Source organism: Geotalea uraniireducens Rf4 (genome assembly GCF_000016745.1).
GTDB classification, from domain to species: domain Bacteria; phylum Desulfobacterota; class Desulfuromonadia; order Geobacterales; family Geobacteraceae; genus Geotalea; species Geotalea uraniireducens.
This window is the reverse complement of the sequence record NC_009483.1, coordinates 4,082,659-4,098,335: the sequence shown is the minus strand read 5'-3', so window position 1 is coordinate 4,098,335 and position 15,677 is coordinate 4,082,659. Positions and strand designations below refer to the sequence as shown.

Sequence of the window (15,677 nt, the reverse complement as noted above, 5' to 3'; positions counted from 1 at the left end):
CCGCCCCTACATAACCACATATTTCACAGGAGACCAAAATAGTGACCAGAAAAATGGTAACCATCGACGGCAACACCGCCGCCGCCCACGTGGCCCATGCCACCAATGAAGTCATCGCCATCTACCCGATCACCCCCTCGTCGGTGATGGGTGAGATCTCCGATGCCAAGAGCGCCGTGGGTGAGAAGAATATCTGGGGCACCGTGCCGCTGGTGTCGGAACTGCAATCCGAGGGGGGCGCCGCCGGCACCGTGCATGGTGCCCTGCAATCCGGCGCCCTGACCACCACCTTCACCGCCAGCCAGGGGCTGCTGCTCATGATCCCCAACATGTACAAGATCGCCGGCGAGCTGACCTCAACGGTCTTCCACGTCTCGGCCCGCGCCATTGCAACCCAGGCGCTCTCCATCTTCGGCGACCACTCCGACGTCATGTCCTGCCGCTCCACCGGCTGGGCCATGCTCTGCTCCAACAACGTCCAGGAGGTGATGGACTTTGCCCTGATCGCCCAGGCCGCCACTCTCCGTTCACGGGTCCCGTTCCTGCACTTCTTCGACGGTTTCCGCACCTCCCACGAAGTACAGAAAGTGGAGGAGCTGACCTTCGACGACATGCGCGCCATGATCGACGATCGGCTGGTCAACGCCCACCGCAGCCGCGGCCTCTCCCCGGACCGCCCCGTCATGCGCGGTACCGCCCAGAACCCGGATGTCTATTTCCAGGGACGCGAGACGGTCAACCAGTTCTACCCGGCCTGCTTCGACATCGTCCAGGAGGAGATGGATAAATTTGCCAGCATCACCGGCCGCAGCTACAAACTGGTGGAGTACGTCGGCGCAACCGATGCCGAACGGGTGGTCGTCATCATGGGGTCCGGGGCGGACACCGTCCAGGAAACCGTGCAAACGCTGGTCGAGCAGGGGGAGAAGGTCGGGGTGGTCAAGGTCCATCTCTACCGCCCCTTCCCGCTGGACGCCTTTATAAAGGCGCTCCCCAAGACCGTGCAGAAGATCGCCGTCCTCGACCGCACCAAAGAGCCCGGTTCTCTGGGAGAGCCGCTCTACCTGGATGTGCGCGCCGCCATCGGCGAAGCCATGGCCGACGGCATCTGCGAGCTGGCCGGTTACCCCACCATCGTCGGCGGCCGTTACGGCCTAGGCTCCAAGGAGTTCACCCCGTCCATGGCCAAGGCGGTCTTCGACAACCTTAAAGACACCAAGCCGAAGAAGAACTTCGTGGTCGGCATCAATGAGGACGTGACCAATTCCAGCCTCGCATTCGACCCCGCCTTCCGCAATGCGATGGACGGCACCTACGAGGCCATGTTCTACGGCCTCGGTTCCGACGGCACCGTCGGCGCCAACAAGAACACGATCAAGATCATCGGCGAGACCACCAACAACTTTGCCCAGGCCTACTTCGTCTACGACTCCAAGAAGGCCGGTTCCATCACCACCTCGCACCTGCGCTTCGGCACACAACCGATCAATGCCCCTTACCTGATCGACAACGCCGACTTCATCGCCTGTCACAACTTCACCTTCCTGGAAAAGTACGACATGCTCAGCAAGGCCAAGCCGGGGGGGACCTTCCTGCTCTGCTCACCCTTCGCCCATGGCGAGGTCTGGGACAGGATACCGGTGGAGGTGCAGCAGCAGATCATCGACAAACAGCTCAAATTCTTCGTCATCAACGCCATCAAGCTGGGCGAGGAACTGGGCCTCGGCGCCCGCATCAACGTCATCATGCAGACCGCCTTCTTCAAGATCTCCAACATCATCCCGCTTGAGCAGGCGATCAACGAAATCAAGGGCGCAATCAAGAAGAGTTACGGCAAGGCCGGCGAGAAGGTCGTTGCCATGAACAACGCCGCCGTGGATGAAGCCCTCAAGAACATCCACGAAGTCGCGGTACCAGCCAAGGCCACCAGTCACATAACAATGCCGCCGTCGGTATCCGGGAACTCCCCGAAATTCGTCCAGGAAGTCACAGGTAAAATCATCGCCGGATTCGGCGACGACCTGCCGGTCTCCGCCATGCCGATCGACGGCACCTTTCCGACCGCCACCTCCCAGTTTGAAAAGCGCAACATCGCCGTGGACATCCCGGTCTGGGACGAGAAGCTCTGCATCCAGTGCGCCATCTGCTCCTTTGTCTGTCCCCATGCAGCCATCCGTGTGAAGGCCTATCCTGATGAGTGTCTGAAGGGCGCCCCGGCCACCTTCAAATCCACCGATTCCAGGATCGCTGAAGTGAAGGAGATGAAAATCACCTTCCAGGTCGCCCCGGAAGACTGCACCGGCTGCGGCGCCTGCGCCCACAACTGCCCGGCCAGGGACAAGGCCAACCCGGAACACAAGGCCCTGGACATGAAGTTCCAGCCGCCGCTGCGGGCCGCCGAAGCGGCCAATTACGAATTCTTCCTGGCGCTGCCCGATATGGACCCGGCCCTGCTCAAGCTCGATACCCTGCGCGGCAGCCAGCTGGTCCGGCCTGTCTTCGAATACTCCGGCGCCTGTGCCGGCTGCGGCGAGACGCCATACCTGAAACTCCTCTCCCAGTTGTTCGGCGACCGGGCCATGATCGCCAATGCCACCGGCTGCACCTCCATCTACGGCGGCAACCTGCCTACCACCCCCTGGGCCAAGCGTGCCGACGGCCGCGGTCCGGCCTGGTCCAACTCCCTGTTCGAGGACAATGCCGAGTTCGGATTCGGCATGCGTCTGGCGGTGGACAAATTCACCGAATCGGCCCGGGAACTGCTGACCGAACTCCTGACCTGCGGCTGCAACTCCTGCACACCGCTCATACCGCTCATGAAGGAGATCCTCGCCTCCGGTCAGAACGGACAGGCCGAAATCGAGCAGCAGCGCGAGCGGGTTGCACAACTGAAACAGGCCCTGACGGGCTGCACGGAGAAGGCGGCGGTGCAGCTGCTGCCGCTGGCCGATTACCTGGTCAGGAAATCGGTCTGGTGCATCGGCGGCGATGGCTGGGCCTATGACATCGGCTATGGCGGCCTCGACCACGTCATCGCCTCCGGCAAGAACGTCAACATCCTGGTGCTGGACACCGAGGTCTACTCCAATACCGGCGGTCAGGCATCCAAGTCCACCCCGATCGGCGCCGTTGCCCAGTTCGCCGCCGGCGGCAAGGTCATGGCCAAAAAGGATCTGGGGATGATGGCCATGGCCTACGGCCATGTCTACGTGGCAGCCGTGTCCCTTGCCAATCCCGGCCAGGTGGTCAAGGCCTTCATGGAGGCCGAGGCCCATGACGGGCCGTCCATCATTATCGCCTATGCCCACTGCATCGCCCACGGCATCAACATGACCACCGCCGTGGATGAGCAGAAGAGGGCGGTTTCCTCCGGTTACTGGCCTCTCTACCGCTACAATCCGGCCCTGGCCGCCGAAGGGAAGAACCCGCTGCAACTGGACAGCCAGGCGCCCACCACCAGCTTCGAGGAGTTTGCCAACGGCGAGAATCGCTACCGGGTGCTGAAGAAGATCAACCCCGAAGCATCGGCCCGGCTGATGGAGAAGGCAAGCGCCTGGACTGCCGGTCGGTTCGAGTATTATCAAAAACTGGCGGCACTGACGTACGGGAAGTAAATCTGAAACGGCAGTTGAACCGCAAAGACGCAAAGAACGCAAAGGAAAACAATAAACTTCAACAGAGAGAGAAACATAAATGCTTGAATTCTTTGCGAACTTCGCTTAGAAGCGCCTACTTTTGGTGCGTCTTCTCGGTTTAGGTTAATTCATCACGATCAAAGGGGATATTAGTAATGGCAGAGAGAAAATTACGCATACTTGTCGGCAAACCGGGACTGGATGGCCACGATCGGGGGGCCAAAATCATCGCCCGCGCCTTTCGTGATGAGGGATTCGAGGTCATCTACACCGGACTGCATCAGACACCGGAACAGATCGTAGCTGCCGCCATTCAGGAAGACGTGGACTGTATCGGCCTGTCGATCCTGTCCGGCGCCCACAATACCCTGTTGCCGCGGGTCTGCCAGTTGCTGCAGGAAAAATCAGCCGCCGACATCAAGGTCTTCGGTGGAGGCGTAATCCCGGAAGACGACATCCCGGGGCTCAAGGCCGCCGGCATCTGTGAGATATTCACTCCCGGCACGTCTACCGAAGCTATCGCAGCCTGGGTCAGGGAGAACGTGCCGCCTCGGGTATAGCTTTTTTAACAGCATCGATACTAACAAGTGAGGGAAAGGCATGAGCATCACTGACAGCAAACAGAAATGGAACGAAACCGTTGTAGCTAAAAATATTGCCAAGGCGCCGGAGCGGATGGCCGAATTCCGCACCACCTCCGACACCGAGATGGAGCGCTGTTTCACGCCGGAGTTCAACTATCCGGGTTATGATGAACAGCTTGGCTTTCCCGGCCAATACCCCTATACAAGAGGCGTACAGCCCACCATGTACCGCGGCCGCTTTTGGACCATGCGCCAGTACGCCGGCTTCGGCACGGCCAAAGAATCCAACGAACGCTACAAATACCTGCTCTCCGCCGGGCAGACCGGCCTGTCAGTGGCCTTCGACCTGCCCACCCAGATGGGCTACGACTCGGACGCCGCCATGAGCATGGGCGAGGTCGGCAAGGTCGGCGTGGCCATCGACTCGCTGGCCGACATGGAAATGCTCTTCGACGGCATTCCGCTGGGCCAGGTCTCCACCTCCATGACCATCAACTCCACCGCCGCCATCCTGCTCTGCATGTACATTGCCGTCGCAGAGAAACAGGGAGTATCGGCCGACAAGATCTCCGGCACCATCCAGAACGACATCCTCAAGGAGTACATGGCCCGCGGCACTTACATCTATCCGCCGAAAGAGTCCATGAGGATCATCACCGACATCTTCGCCTACTGCAAGGACTTTGTCCCCAAGTGGAACACCATCTCCATCTCCGGCTACCACATTCGCGAGGCCGGCTCCAGCGCGGTGCAGGAGGTGGCCTTCACCCTGGCGGACGGCATCGCTTACGTGGATGCCGCCATCAAGGCCGGTCTCAATGTGGACGAGTTTGCCCCGCGCCTGGCCTTCTTCTTCAATGCCCACAACAACCTGTTGGAAGAGGTGGCCAAGTTCCGCGCCGCCCGCCGCATCTGGGCCAGGATCATGAAGGAGCGTTTCGGCGCCAAGGACCCCAAGTCCCAGATGCTACGCTTCCACACCCAGACCGCCGGCTGCACCCTCACCGCCCAGCAGCCGGACAACAACATCATGCGCGTCACCATCCAGGCCCTGGCCGCTGTGCTGGGTGGCACCCAGTCGCTGCACACCAACTCCCGCGACGAGGCCCTTGCCCTGCCGACCGAAGATTCGGTCCGCATCGCCCTGCGCACCCAGCAGGTCATTGCCTACGAATCAGGCGTTGCCGACAGCATCGACCCGCTGGCCGGCTCTTTCCTTGTCGAGTCTATGACCGATCAGATCGAAAAAGCCGCCATGGCGTACATTGAGAAGATCGACAAGTTGGGGGGCGCCGTGGAGGCCATTTCGCAAGGTTTCCAGCAGAAGGAGATCCAGGATTCGGCCTATGCCTACCAGAAAGGAATCGAGTCCAACGACCTGGTGATCGTGGGGGTCAACAAATTTACCATCAAGGACGAGGCAGCCCCGGAGCTGCTCAAAATAAAGGAAGAGGTGGAGAGTGCCCAGAAAATCTCGTTGACCGCCATGAAGGCCAAGCGTGACGAGGCTGCCGTCAAGGCTGCTCTGGCCCAATTGGAGACGGCCGCCAGGGGGACGGACAACCTGATGCCGCACATCCTCAATGCGGTCAAGACCTACGCAACCCTGGGCGAAATCGCCAATGTATTCCGTGGAATATTCGGCATCCATCGGGAGACGGTGGTACTGTAACAGCCTAATAATATGATACGCCTTGTAATCTGACAAAATAAAATCCGGGAAGATGTCAGCATTGTCCGGTTCTTGCTTACGTCGCGTAGCGACTGAATGCTGGTAGCCGGGGCATTCATGCCCCGGTCAAATGACACCATTTCACCTCGTCACGTACGTGACGAGATGGATTTTTCATGTTTTGAACCGGGGGATGAATCCCCCGGCTACATGCATACCGCCCCTCTGGGGCGTTTGAGCCTTACTGCAAAAACTTAACCGGACAACACTGTGAAGATGTGAAAAAAAGGGGCTACGGAATTATCCGTAACCCCTTTCCAGTTTTGAAGTTAACTTGGCTTCGGTACGGCGGCCCGCATCATTGCAGGGACTGTTCGAGTTCCACCTCGCTGGCGGCCATGGCGGTGCCGATGATGGTTCCCTTGGCTTTCACCGACGAGCTTCCCGGCGTGACCAGGGCAAAAAAGGCAGCCTGGGCCTGGGCGACGGTACCGCTGCCGGGGATCTTGATACCGGTTCTTTCGTCGACGAAATTCGATGCCTGGGTTATGGAACTCGTATCGACGTTTATTCCCAGGATTGTCAGGGTGGTGGCGGTTTTCTGCGTTACCGGACCTTTGATAAACGTCAAACTGCTTGGCTTGGTTCTCTTCACCTCAGAGGCGGTCACGGTTCCTGCTGCATCGACAATTCCGCTTATCTGCAGGTGGTCATCTGCTGCGATGCCGGAGAGGGAAAGGGCCGTATTTGAGCCACTGGAGCTGTCTTCAAGCCGGGTGGTTGCAGCGATGTTGACGGTAACGCCGTTCAGCCTGAGAGTGTTGGCGGTGGCGTTAAATGCGCCTGCAGCTGCATTTCCTTCCAGTCTGAAGTTTTTGTCCAGTTCGATGGACACCTTGGTGGCAACGATGGCGCCGCTGGCGTCAAGCGAACCCTCCACTTCCAGCCTTGCCCCTGCGGTGACGATGGCAGAGGTCGCCGCGCTCCCCCCTTTCAGGAAGACCGCAGAGGCAGTTTTCACCGTTACTCCCCCGTTTGGCCCGTTGAGCGTGAAGATGTTGCCTGAAACAGCTCCTGCAGCAAATAAACTGTGGAACTCCGTGCAGGTCACGCCGGATGGCTTCTCCCAGATGGAAGAGAACTTTTCACTCTTCTGGGGACTTGCCATACAGTTGTACGAGGCTACCCTCGTTGCAGATCAGACTCCGTTCGACCGCTTTCTGGGTGGTGACGGTACGGCTCTCACACTTGAACAGCAGGATGGATTCAACCTCTTCTTCGGCGCCGGAGGTTCCGGGACCGGCATCTGGTTGAGGGGGAGCAAGTCGGGAGGCGGTACGACCGCACCCCACGCCGTGCCAAACGCCAGGGACCCACTGATTGCGGCGCTTATCAGCATAAGCATTACTGGATATGACTTCATAAATTTCCTTTTCGTCATGATGGCAATCTCCGGTGATGGTGCTTATTCCATTTGCCGATTAGAACAAATCTTCCGAAAGTCCCAAAAACTCCCTCCCCCTTGATGGGGGAGGGCTGGGGTGGGGGTGCAATCTGCTGTTTCTGAAGAACTTCCTCTTCACCCTCCCCCCCGCCCCCTCCCATCAAGGGAGGGGGAGAAGAATGGTGCGGAAGATTGGTTATAATCAGGTTCCGTTAGAAGTACAGATCCACTTGCCGGCCTTTGGATCAGAAGCTCGCCAAACCGATCACCTTTCTGAGAATGACCAGAACGTCGGCAACGTCTATCTTGCCGTCCGGGGACGGTACGCCCGCAACAAGGGGCGCCACATCTCCGTGCAGAAGCTCTTCGGGGGAGGGAACGGCTAATCCCAGCGCAATGCGCAGCGCCCTGACGGCATCGGTTATGTCGGGGATTCCCTTCTCTTTCAGGTTGCCGTCGGGGAATATGACGTTTATGCCTGCGCTTCTGGTGGTGATGTTTCCGGCAATGTCAGTGGCGGTTACCGTGATGTTGTTGGTTCCCTTGACCAGTCCGGATAACAGACAACTCCATGTTGCCAGGGAAATGGTAAGTCGAAAGCAGTTCCGGCAGCTCCCTGGGATAGGTCGGGGGCTTCAATCCCAGGTTTTCTGCCGAGTGGCGTATGAAGTGCTGCAAAAGAAGCGGGATATCCTCTTTCCGCTCTCTGAGGGGGGGGAGGGACACATGGTGTACATTCAGGCGATAGTAGAGATCGTTACGGAAGTTGCCTGCTGCCACCATTTTTTTGATGTCTTTATTGCTGGCGCAGACAATCCGTGCATCGCATCGGCGAGGGGTGTCTGATCCGACCGGATAGAATTCGCGCTCCTGGATGAGGCGCAGCAGCTTTATTTGGGAAAGCTCCCCCATGTCGCCGATTTCGTCGAGAAAGAGAAGCCCACCGGCCGCCTTGACGACCAGCCCCTCGCGCAGCTGCTCTGCGCCTGTGAACGCTCCCCGTTTGTGTCCGAACAGGGTGTCGGAGAACGTGGTGTCGTCCAGTCCTGCCAGATTCACCGAAACCAGTTCTCCGCTGCAGCCGTTGAGGCGATGGATCGCCCGGGCAATCAGCTCTTTTCCCGTCCCCGATTCACCGGCCACCAGGACTGGCTGGGGCGAGCGGGCCACCACTGGGGGCCTCATCCACAATCAGCAATCGCCCGGCATTACTTAGGAGCAAGATTCACCTCGTCTGTAAAATGGTTGCCTCAAACAAGACGGCGGCAAAGCGAATACTTCGTGCACAAAGCCCGCTCTTCCGCCGCCCATTGTTTCTGTGTGGACGGCAACGATATTCTATACGATTGACGAAGAATGCAAAAGGGTGTTTTTCACGCGCCGAATGATCGGGCAAATCCACACCATTGAATGGATGGGGCGGGTGTTGACCAAACGGCCATTATGGAAGGTAAAAGCTGCGCTAAAATTTCACATTGAAATCGAACTGAAAGAGGTTCTCCTTTTGCTTCAGATCGACAATTCTCTGGGACCGGTAATAGTCCAGGGCAAGCCAAATGTTCTTCCATAAGGCGAAGTTGACGATGGCTTCATGCCCCTTGACATTCGTATCGCCACCATGGAAGTCGGAATCGGGAAAGACATCGGGCCAGGCATCTTTCTCCAGCCGCCGATAGGAATACTCGAACATCCAGTCGCCGAATTTACTCATCTCATTATGCTTCAGCCTTGCACCAGCCACGTATCCTTGATTGTCGTTATCGGGATCCGGGTTGTAGATGTATTCGCCGAAGATGCCGAAGTAGGGAATGAACGTTAAACCCAACGGGTTCTTGAATCCAAGCTCTGCGCTGACGGAAGGTGCATCGTAGTCGAACCTCAGCTGGTCATTGAGCCGGGTATTTGTATTGCTGGAGAATTCCAGAGTATGCCCTTTCACCCCATCGAATAGATAGTAAGTCATGGCGAGCTGGAGGTGGACATCCTCGGTGAACTTCCAGTTCATCCCCGGTTGAATGCCGATCATGTTGGGATCGCTGCCACTGTTTTGCTTATCGAGGATGAAAAAAACCGTGTTGAGAAAAATGTCGAGATTGGGCATGATCCCTCTGCGGAGATTCACAGCCGCACCCTCGGGCGTCATATCGCCGTCCCACATGAAATCCGAAGGTCGCCAGAGGGGATTGTTGAATTTGCCCCCGGTCAGGGTCAACCAATCGACCGGTTTGTACTCCGCGAAAGCGTAATCGATTCTCACACTCTTCTTCTCGAACGTATTCTCAAAGGTTATGGTTGTCGAGCGGGGGTCGCCGGTGCCCGTAACGAGGCCAAAACCCGCTTTAACCCCGTCCGCCACTTTCATTTCCGCACCAGCTCTCAGTCTGAACCTGCCGCGGTGCCTTTCCTCGAGATTGTCATCTTCCCGATCGTCATATTGATACCTCAGCCTCAGATCCCCTATGAAGCTCGTGTTTTTGATCCACGCCGGAATCTCCTTGGCGTCCCCACCCCTGCCCGCCGATTTCTTCCCTTCGTCCTCCGCCTTCTTTTCTTCTTGGGATTTCTTCTCCTGCCGGACTGTTTCCTGCCTCATCTCCTCAATGATCCCATCCGCATCCTGTTTCGTGAGGACCCCCTGCTCCACCAGCTTCTTTAGCAGAATGTCAACTTCCCCGGCCCAAGAAGAAGATGAAAATGCAATCAAAGAGAACAAAACCAACAGAGGTAACCACTTGGACACGTTTGTCAGCATGACTTTTCCCTTATTGAAGAAGAGTATTAATTAAAGTCAAAGCATTACCTGATTAGCACCAATCTTCCGCTGAGAGATCCCCCCTTTAAGAAAGGGGGGGCAGGGGGGATTTGGTTGCAAAATCCCCCTTGCCGGACAGAAGCAGTGTAACGATAAGTGTAACTATTAATGGCGGTTTGTACAGTCGCTCAAAGGAAAATGGCGCAGAAAATTTAACTATAATTTATTAATTTAACCGTTGAATTTCCCTCTTTATGTGTTATCTTTTCATCTAATTAAGATGCGGATTCTTATAATCTTTTCACGGAGAAACTCGTGAATATTCGTCAAACGGCCGTACCCGTCGCTGTAGTTGTGCTCTTGTGTCTCGCGCTGTGCTTTCCGTCTTGGGCGGCGGCCGCCAGTGCCGGTGAGGCAAGTTTCATACTCACCGAACAGTCTCTGGATAATCTAAGAAAAGAGGTACTGAGCAGGGAAAAAGAGCTGGAGCAACGCGTCAAGGAATTGGAGGACGCGCAAACCGCCCGGGAGGACGCAACCCGTTCAATCATTCGGGATGCCATTTCAACATTGGGGTCGAAGATCAACGAGTCCGTGTCCCTGGGCGGTACCCTCGATGTGACCGGTGGATGGACCGAGGATTTTTCCGGTCGGTCTGAAGGCGTGCTCGCGTTGAGTACAGCCCAGCTGGACTTTGAAATCGAGGTAAACAATTGGACCAAGGGAAGTCTCATCTTGGAATTGATTGATGGTACGAACGTTACCTTTCCGACGACCGCGGGCTTCCAACAGGGGGGAGGGGATCGCATCAGTATCGACACGGCGAACATTACCATCGGCGATCCGCAGATATTCCCGCTTTTTATGACTGCGGGCCGGATCATCTTGCCCTTCGGCATCTCGACAGGCGACCCCGTGGCAGACGTGCTGACCATTGAAGACCCCCTGACCGTCGAAGGATTCGAGATGAGACAAACTGCCGTCGGGATTGGCCTCGGGTTTCCGACGCCTGCCTTGACTCCAGCCACGCCACCGGTAACTCAGCCACCAGTCAGGCCACTGGTGATTAACCCCCTCATCAGCTCATTGGGCAGAGCCCTTGGCTACAAACCACCTCCGCCGTCGCCGCCAACTCCCGTCGTTCCCAAGCCGGCTCCTCCTCTTTTCAATGTGGGTGTCTATTCTTTCAATGGCGACACCTTTAAGGGGGATGAAAAACGCGGCGGATTCAGGCCCGAAAACCACATTGACGCCACGGCGGGCTTTCACACCAGGGGGAATTGCGGTCGTCCCTACGACCAGCTGCGCGGGACCGACTTTTGTCCCTGGTCAGTCGATGTCGATGTGGATTACAACAGCTCGATTTTCGACAGTCGATTCCTGGGATTCGAATATAATAATTTTCTGGGGCAGATCGGTTTCGTAGACGGGATGGCTGCGAGCATCAAAGCGACCCTCGGCCCGGTATCGTTTGTTGGCGAGTGGAACGGGGCCATCAGCCGGGCAAAGTTTATGGATGATCTGGGAAAGTCGGTCAGCATAAAGCCCTCCGCCTGGCAGATCGCACTGGGTTATCAGTTCGATTGGAACCCGTGGGTCGAGGCGATTGGCGCTCAAGGAAACTACCTCGCCATCGGCTATTCGGAGAGCCGCGATCTGGCGGGAGTGACGCGGGTGACCGACGGGCAGCCAAGCAGGGTTGGGTTCCTCCCCAGGAGACGAGTTGTCGTGGGCGTGGGCGAATGGGTATTGGACAATCTCAGATTTGCTATCGAGTATTCCCACAACTGGGACTACGCGACGCATGAGGGCGGTACCGGCAACTCCGCGGATGGGGTCTTATCGCAGCTCACGGCCGTGTGGTAAGGTTTGATGATGCTACGCCGTCCGGAACGCATCAACCGGTTCCAGGCGGGCAGCACGCAATGCCGGATAGGTACCCGACAACAGTCCGATCCCGCCGCCGACAAGTGGTGCGAGGATGGGGACCACAGGGTCCAGCACCGGGGTCCAAACCTGGTATGCGGAGACGGCAACCACGATGAGAACGCCGATGCCGGCCCCGATGATTCCCCCGATAACGCCCATCGAGGCACTCTCGAACAGAAACTGCGCCGCGATGTGCCCGCGTGTTGCTCCGATTGCCCGGCGCAGGCCGATCTCACCAGTCCGCTCCATCACCCCCACGAGTGTAATGTTGGCGATGCCGATAGCGCCTACAACCAGAGATAACGCCCCGAGCATGAGAAACATGACATCCAGATCAGTTTGTACTTCATCGCGCACCCGCTTTGGCTCCTGGGGAACCTCGATCTTCAAAACCCGTGGATCGTCGGGCCGTAGCGCCAATGGTGCCTGATCGGCAATGAGGTATGCCGCGCCGATCTTTGTCTCGACGACCACGGTGTCGGGACCGGCCAACCCGAAATAGCGGCGTGCGCTACCTTCAGGGATGATGACGGACCCGAGTAACTCTGGTTTGCGGGCAACATCGCGCAGGATACCAACAACCAGGTAGAGATGATCGCCGATGGAGATCGCCGGAAGTTGCTCGAGGCCCGTAATGCCGAGCCGCAGAGCAGCATCCGGACCGAGAACAGCGACCCTGTCCGCTCTATTCGAATGACCCTGATCCGGTAATTGTCCCGTCTTCAGTTCAGCTCTGACCGCTCTGAAGAGACCGGGGGACGCGGCATACACCGCAAGCTTGAAAGCGCTCTGGTTGAGAGGGTCTTTCACGGGCGACGAACTGACCAGCGCGCCTCCCACATCAACCTCGCTAATCGTTCCGGCGGCAACCACGCCGTTCAGACGGCGAAGACGAGTCGGAGCATCCCATGGAATTGCTTTTGGATCGACTATGCCCGTTGTTCTACCGGGCCTGGCCTTGACGAAAAGCTCGGTCGCTGCAAGCTGGTCAAACTGGCTGATGATCCGGTTGCCGGCGGTGCGGGTCAGGCCCAGCGTCGCCACCAGGGCGGTCAGCCCAATGACAATGCCCAACACGGTCAGCATCATACGCACCGGCCTGGCAAACATCCCGGCAAGTCCTTCATGCAGAAGGTCACGGAACGTGATTCCTGACCGGAGTTCGGTCGTATTCACAGGCGTTGCCGAGGGACCCGTTGACTTTTTCCCGTTCTGTTCATTGGTGACATCTGTCAGGGAACCATCAACAACATGCACGCGGCGGGCGGCCCGACCGGCGATATGCTCGTCGTGCGTAACGATGACCAGCGTAATACCGTTTTGGTTTAGTTTCTCGAAAAGATCGAGCAGGGCTGCAGAAGATTTCGAATCGAGATTTCCGGTCGGTTCGTCGCATAACAACAAACTGGGAGAGCCGATCAATGCGCGGGCAATGGCGACCCTTTGCTTCTCACCGCCCGACAGTTTCGTCGGCAAAAAATCCGCGCGGTGACTGAGCCCGACCCGCTCGATTGCTGCCAATGCGCGGGCTCTCCGACCGCTGTTGGGCTGCTTGCGGTATACCTCGGCCAGCATCACGTTTTCCAATACAGTCCGGTAAGGCAGCAGGTGGAATGCTTGAAACACGAACCCGATGCGTTGACTCCGCAAGCCGGCTCGTTCTTTATCGGTCAAGTTGGCGGTGTCTATGCCATCGATGAAATAGCTGCCGCTGGTAGGGCGGTCCAGGCAGCCGATGATGTTAAGCAGAGTCGACTTTCCTGAGCCGGAAGGTCCGGTAATTGACAGCCATTCGCCACGATCCAGCGAAAGATCAACATCAACGAGTGCGTGCACTGCCGGATCGCTACCGTATTGCTTGCTGACCTTGCGCAGCTCGAACACCCTGTGCGTTGCGTCGAGTTCATGCGCGATCATGGTGGCGTCCTTTTCTCGGGATTCTCGTATCCGACCACCACGAGCCGGCCCGGCTCGAGCGTTCTGTCAACGGGAGTCACTTCGACGTAACCGTCGGCGGACAGTCCCGGCTGGACGACAAGGTATTCGAGTGTGCCTTTGTTTTTTACCTGGACTCTCGATTTCCCGTCCGAGGCGAGAGATAGTGCGCTGATCGGCACCACAGTGACGGCCCCCCCGGTTGATTTGACCGGTATGGTGAGGCGCACGGAGATACCTTCCATCTGCGGGGTCGACGTCTCAATGACGCGCACCTCGAAGTAGATATGGTATCCGTCAGCCCCAAAGGTGCCGGGGGTATCGGCCACCCTCTCAACGACACCCTTGGCTTTGACCCCAAGGGCCTGCTCGTCAATGGCAACCGGCATCCCCGGCTTGACCAGCGGTGCGGCGTCGAAGGGGAGGGAGGCGTCGATCGCCAATTTATTATCCGTTACCGACAAAACGGTACCCTTCGCCGGGTCACCGACACGAGCCGTGACCTCCTTTACGCGCACAGGCAGTTCGGGGATGAAAACGATCTCATCGACCGGCACCTGCACGCCAAGCTTGCGTTCGGCCTTGGCCAGGTCAGCAGCGAGCCGGTTGGTGCGATCACGGGCTATCTTGGCATCGAACTCGGCGATCTTCAGTGCGTCAACAGCAGAGCGAACAGCCATTTCACCTTCCAGGCGAACTGACTTTACAGCCGCTTCAGCCAGTTTGAATTGCTCGGCGGCCAACTTGTCGTCACGTTCCGCGGCCTGGACGGCCATTTTACCTTCCAGTTGGGAACTGCGTAACACGGCTCGAGCCACTTCGAGTTTGGCATCGGCGGCCTTCCGGGCTGTTGCCGGTTGTCGTGGGTCCAGCGCGATCAAAGCCCGTTCGGCGATCCTGGCCTCCAACTCGGCGGCAGCAGCTTTATTCTTTTCGTCTGCCGTGGCGCGAGCGGTTTCTACTCCCAGAGGCGTACCCGTTATCGGGTTCACCGTGAATCTGCGCTGGTCCGCCATCTTGGCTGCAAGTTCAGCAGCAGCAGCTTTATTGTTGCGCTCGGCAGAGGCGCGTGCGGTTTCTACGGCGGGGACTGCGGCAGCGGCAGCGGCAACAGCCGTCAACTCGCTTTTTTTCGCATCAGTCCAAGCCAGTTCGAGGGTGCTGACACTTGCAAGTTGGTCCGGTGTCGATCCAAACGGCTCCCTTCCTTTCGACTTGTACCATTTGGCCACCGCGATGCTGGTTTGATGCGTGTAGATACCATCTATGGGCCCAGGATGATACCCGAGGCGCTTGAGCCCTTGCTGCAACTGGCGTACATCATCGCCGGAGATCCCGGGAACGAGATCCCTGTAGGCCGGGAGCTTGCCCTGAAGAATGAAGAGGGGACGCCCGGAAGCGGTGAGCATCACATCCCCTTCCCTGAACTGAGTGTTTGGTAAAGGCAACGTGGCGATCAATCCCGCGTCCTTTTTCAAGGCAGACGGTACAATCGAGATCGGTTGAGGCAATCCGAACCGGGCCGTGCCACGCGTCACGACGTTGGAACTCAGCACGCGTTTCTCCACCGGGACGAGAATCGGCGATGCTACCGGGGGGGCTGCTCGCGCAGCCATTTCCGCAGGAGATTGAATCCGCGTACTTGCCACCCAACCTCCTACCGTAGCAACAGCGGCAAACACCAGGACACCAGATAGGACGATGGTTTGTTTTTTTGCCATAATCT

General features: G+C 57.7%; 10 protein-coding genes and 1 pseudogene. 6 read left to right on the top strand and 5 right to left on the bottom strand.

The annotated features are described in order from the left end of the window. The first annotated feature begins 41 nt into the window (after positions 1-41). From nifJ to GURA_RS17755, 3 genes are all read left to right on the top strand, one after another. Positions 42-3,614, top strand: coding sequence for a pyruvate:ferredoxin (flavodoxin) oxidoreductase (nifJ, locus tag GURA_RS17765; protein WP_041245541.1), 3,573 nt, complete (start codon positions 42-44; stop codon positions 3,612-3,614). Positions 3,615-3,790: 176 nt separating this feature from the next. Beyond that, positions 3,791-4,195: a cobalamin B12-binding domain-containing protein gene (locus GURA_RS17760; RefSeq protein WP_011940298.1), complete on the top strand. Its 405-nt coding sequence runs from the start codon at positions 3,791-3,793 to the stop codon at positions 4,193-4,195. 40 nt (positions 4,196-4,235) lie between these two features. Further along, positions 4,236-5,891, top strand: coding sequence for an acyl-CoA mutase large subunit family protein (locus GURA_RS17755; protein WP_011940297.1), 1,656 nt, complete (start codon positions 4,236-4,238; stop codon positions 5,889-5,891). A 358-nt stretch (positions 5,892-6,249) separates the two neighbouring features. Here GURA_RS17755 and GURA_RS17750 read toward each other — a convergent pair whose 3' ends face one another. After that, complete coding sequence (locus tag GURA_RS17750) at positions 6,250-6,912, bottom strand: DUF5666 domain-containing protein (RefSeq protein ID WP_041245540.1); 663 nt, start codon at positions 6,910-6,912, stop codon at positions 6,250-6,252. Positions 6,913-6,946: 34 nt separating this feature from the next. On the opposite strand from GURA_RS17750, the gene GURA_RS17745 reads away from it, so the two are divergent. Together GURA_RS17745 and GURA_RS17740 are read left to right on the top strand one after the other, a co-directional pair. After that, positions 6,947-7,417, top strand: coding sequence for a hypothetical protein (locus GURA_RS17745; protein ID WP_041245539.1), 471 nt, complete (start codon positions 6,947-6,949; stop codon positions 7,415-7,417). A 97-nt stretch (positions 7,418-7,514) separates the two neighbouring features. After that, complete coding sequence (locus tag GURA_RS17740) at positions 7,515-7,721, top strand: hypothetical protein (protein WP_041245538.1); 207 nt, start codon at positions 7,515-7,517, stop codon at positions 7,719-7,721. A 184-nt stretch (positions 7,722-7,905) separates the two neighbouring features. Here GURA_RS17740 and GURA_RS17735 read toward each other — a convergent pair. Both GURA_RS17735 and GURA_RS17730 read right to left on the bottom strand, forming a co-directional pair. Continuing rightward, positions 7,906-8,505, bottom strand: a pseudogene (locus GURA_RS17735) (sigma 54-interacting transcriptional regulator); the annotation flags it as partial. Between the two features lie 292 nt (positions 8,506-8,797). Beyond that, complete coding sequence (locus GURA_RS17730; protein ID WP_011940293.1) at positions 8,798-10,087, bottom strand: putative porin; 1,290 nt, start codon at positions 10,085-10,087, stop codon at positions 8,798-8,800. Between the two features lie 354 nt (positions 10,088-10,441). Here GURA_RS17730 and GURA_RS17725 point away from each other — a divergent pair, with 354 nt between their 5' ends. Continuing rightward, positions 10,442-11,953 carry a hypothetical protein gene (locus GURA_RS17725; RefSeq protein ID WP_157046243.1) on the top strand — a complete coding sequence of 504 codons (1,512 nt, stop codon included), beginning with the start codon at positions 10,442-10,444 and terminating at the stop codon, positions 11,951-11,953. Between the two features lie 12 nt (positions 11,954-11,965). Here the strand turns inward: GURA_RS17725 and GURA_RS23035 are convergent, their stop codons facing one another. Beyond that, positions 11,966-13,933: an ABC transporter ATP-binding protein/permease gene (locus tag GURA_RS23035; protein WP_011940291.1), complete on the bottom strand. Its 1,968-nt coding sequence runs from the start codon at positions 13,931-13,933 to the stop codon at positions 11,966-11,968. Beyond that, on the bottom strand, positions 13,930-15,672 hold the full coding sequence (locus GURA_RS17715; protein WP_011940290.1) for a peptidoglycan-binding protein: 1,743 nt from the start codon (positions 15,670-15,672) through the stop codon (positions 13,930-13,932). Before GURA_RS17715 ends, GURA_RS23035 begins: the two co-directional genes overlap by 4 nt. Positions 15,673-15,677: the final 5 nt, after the last annotated feature.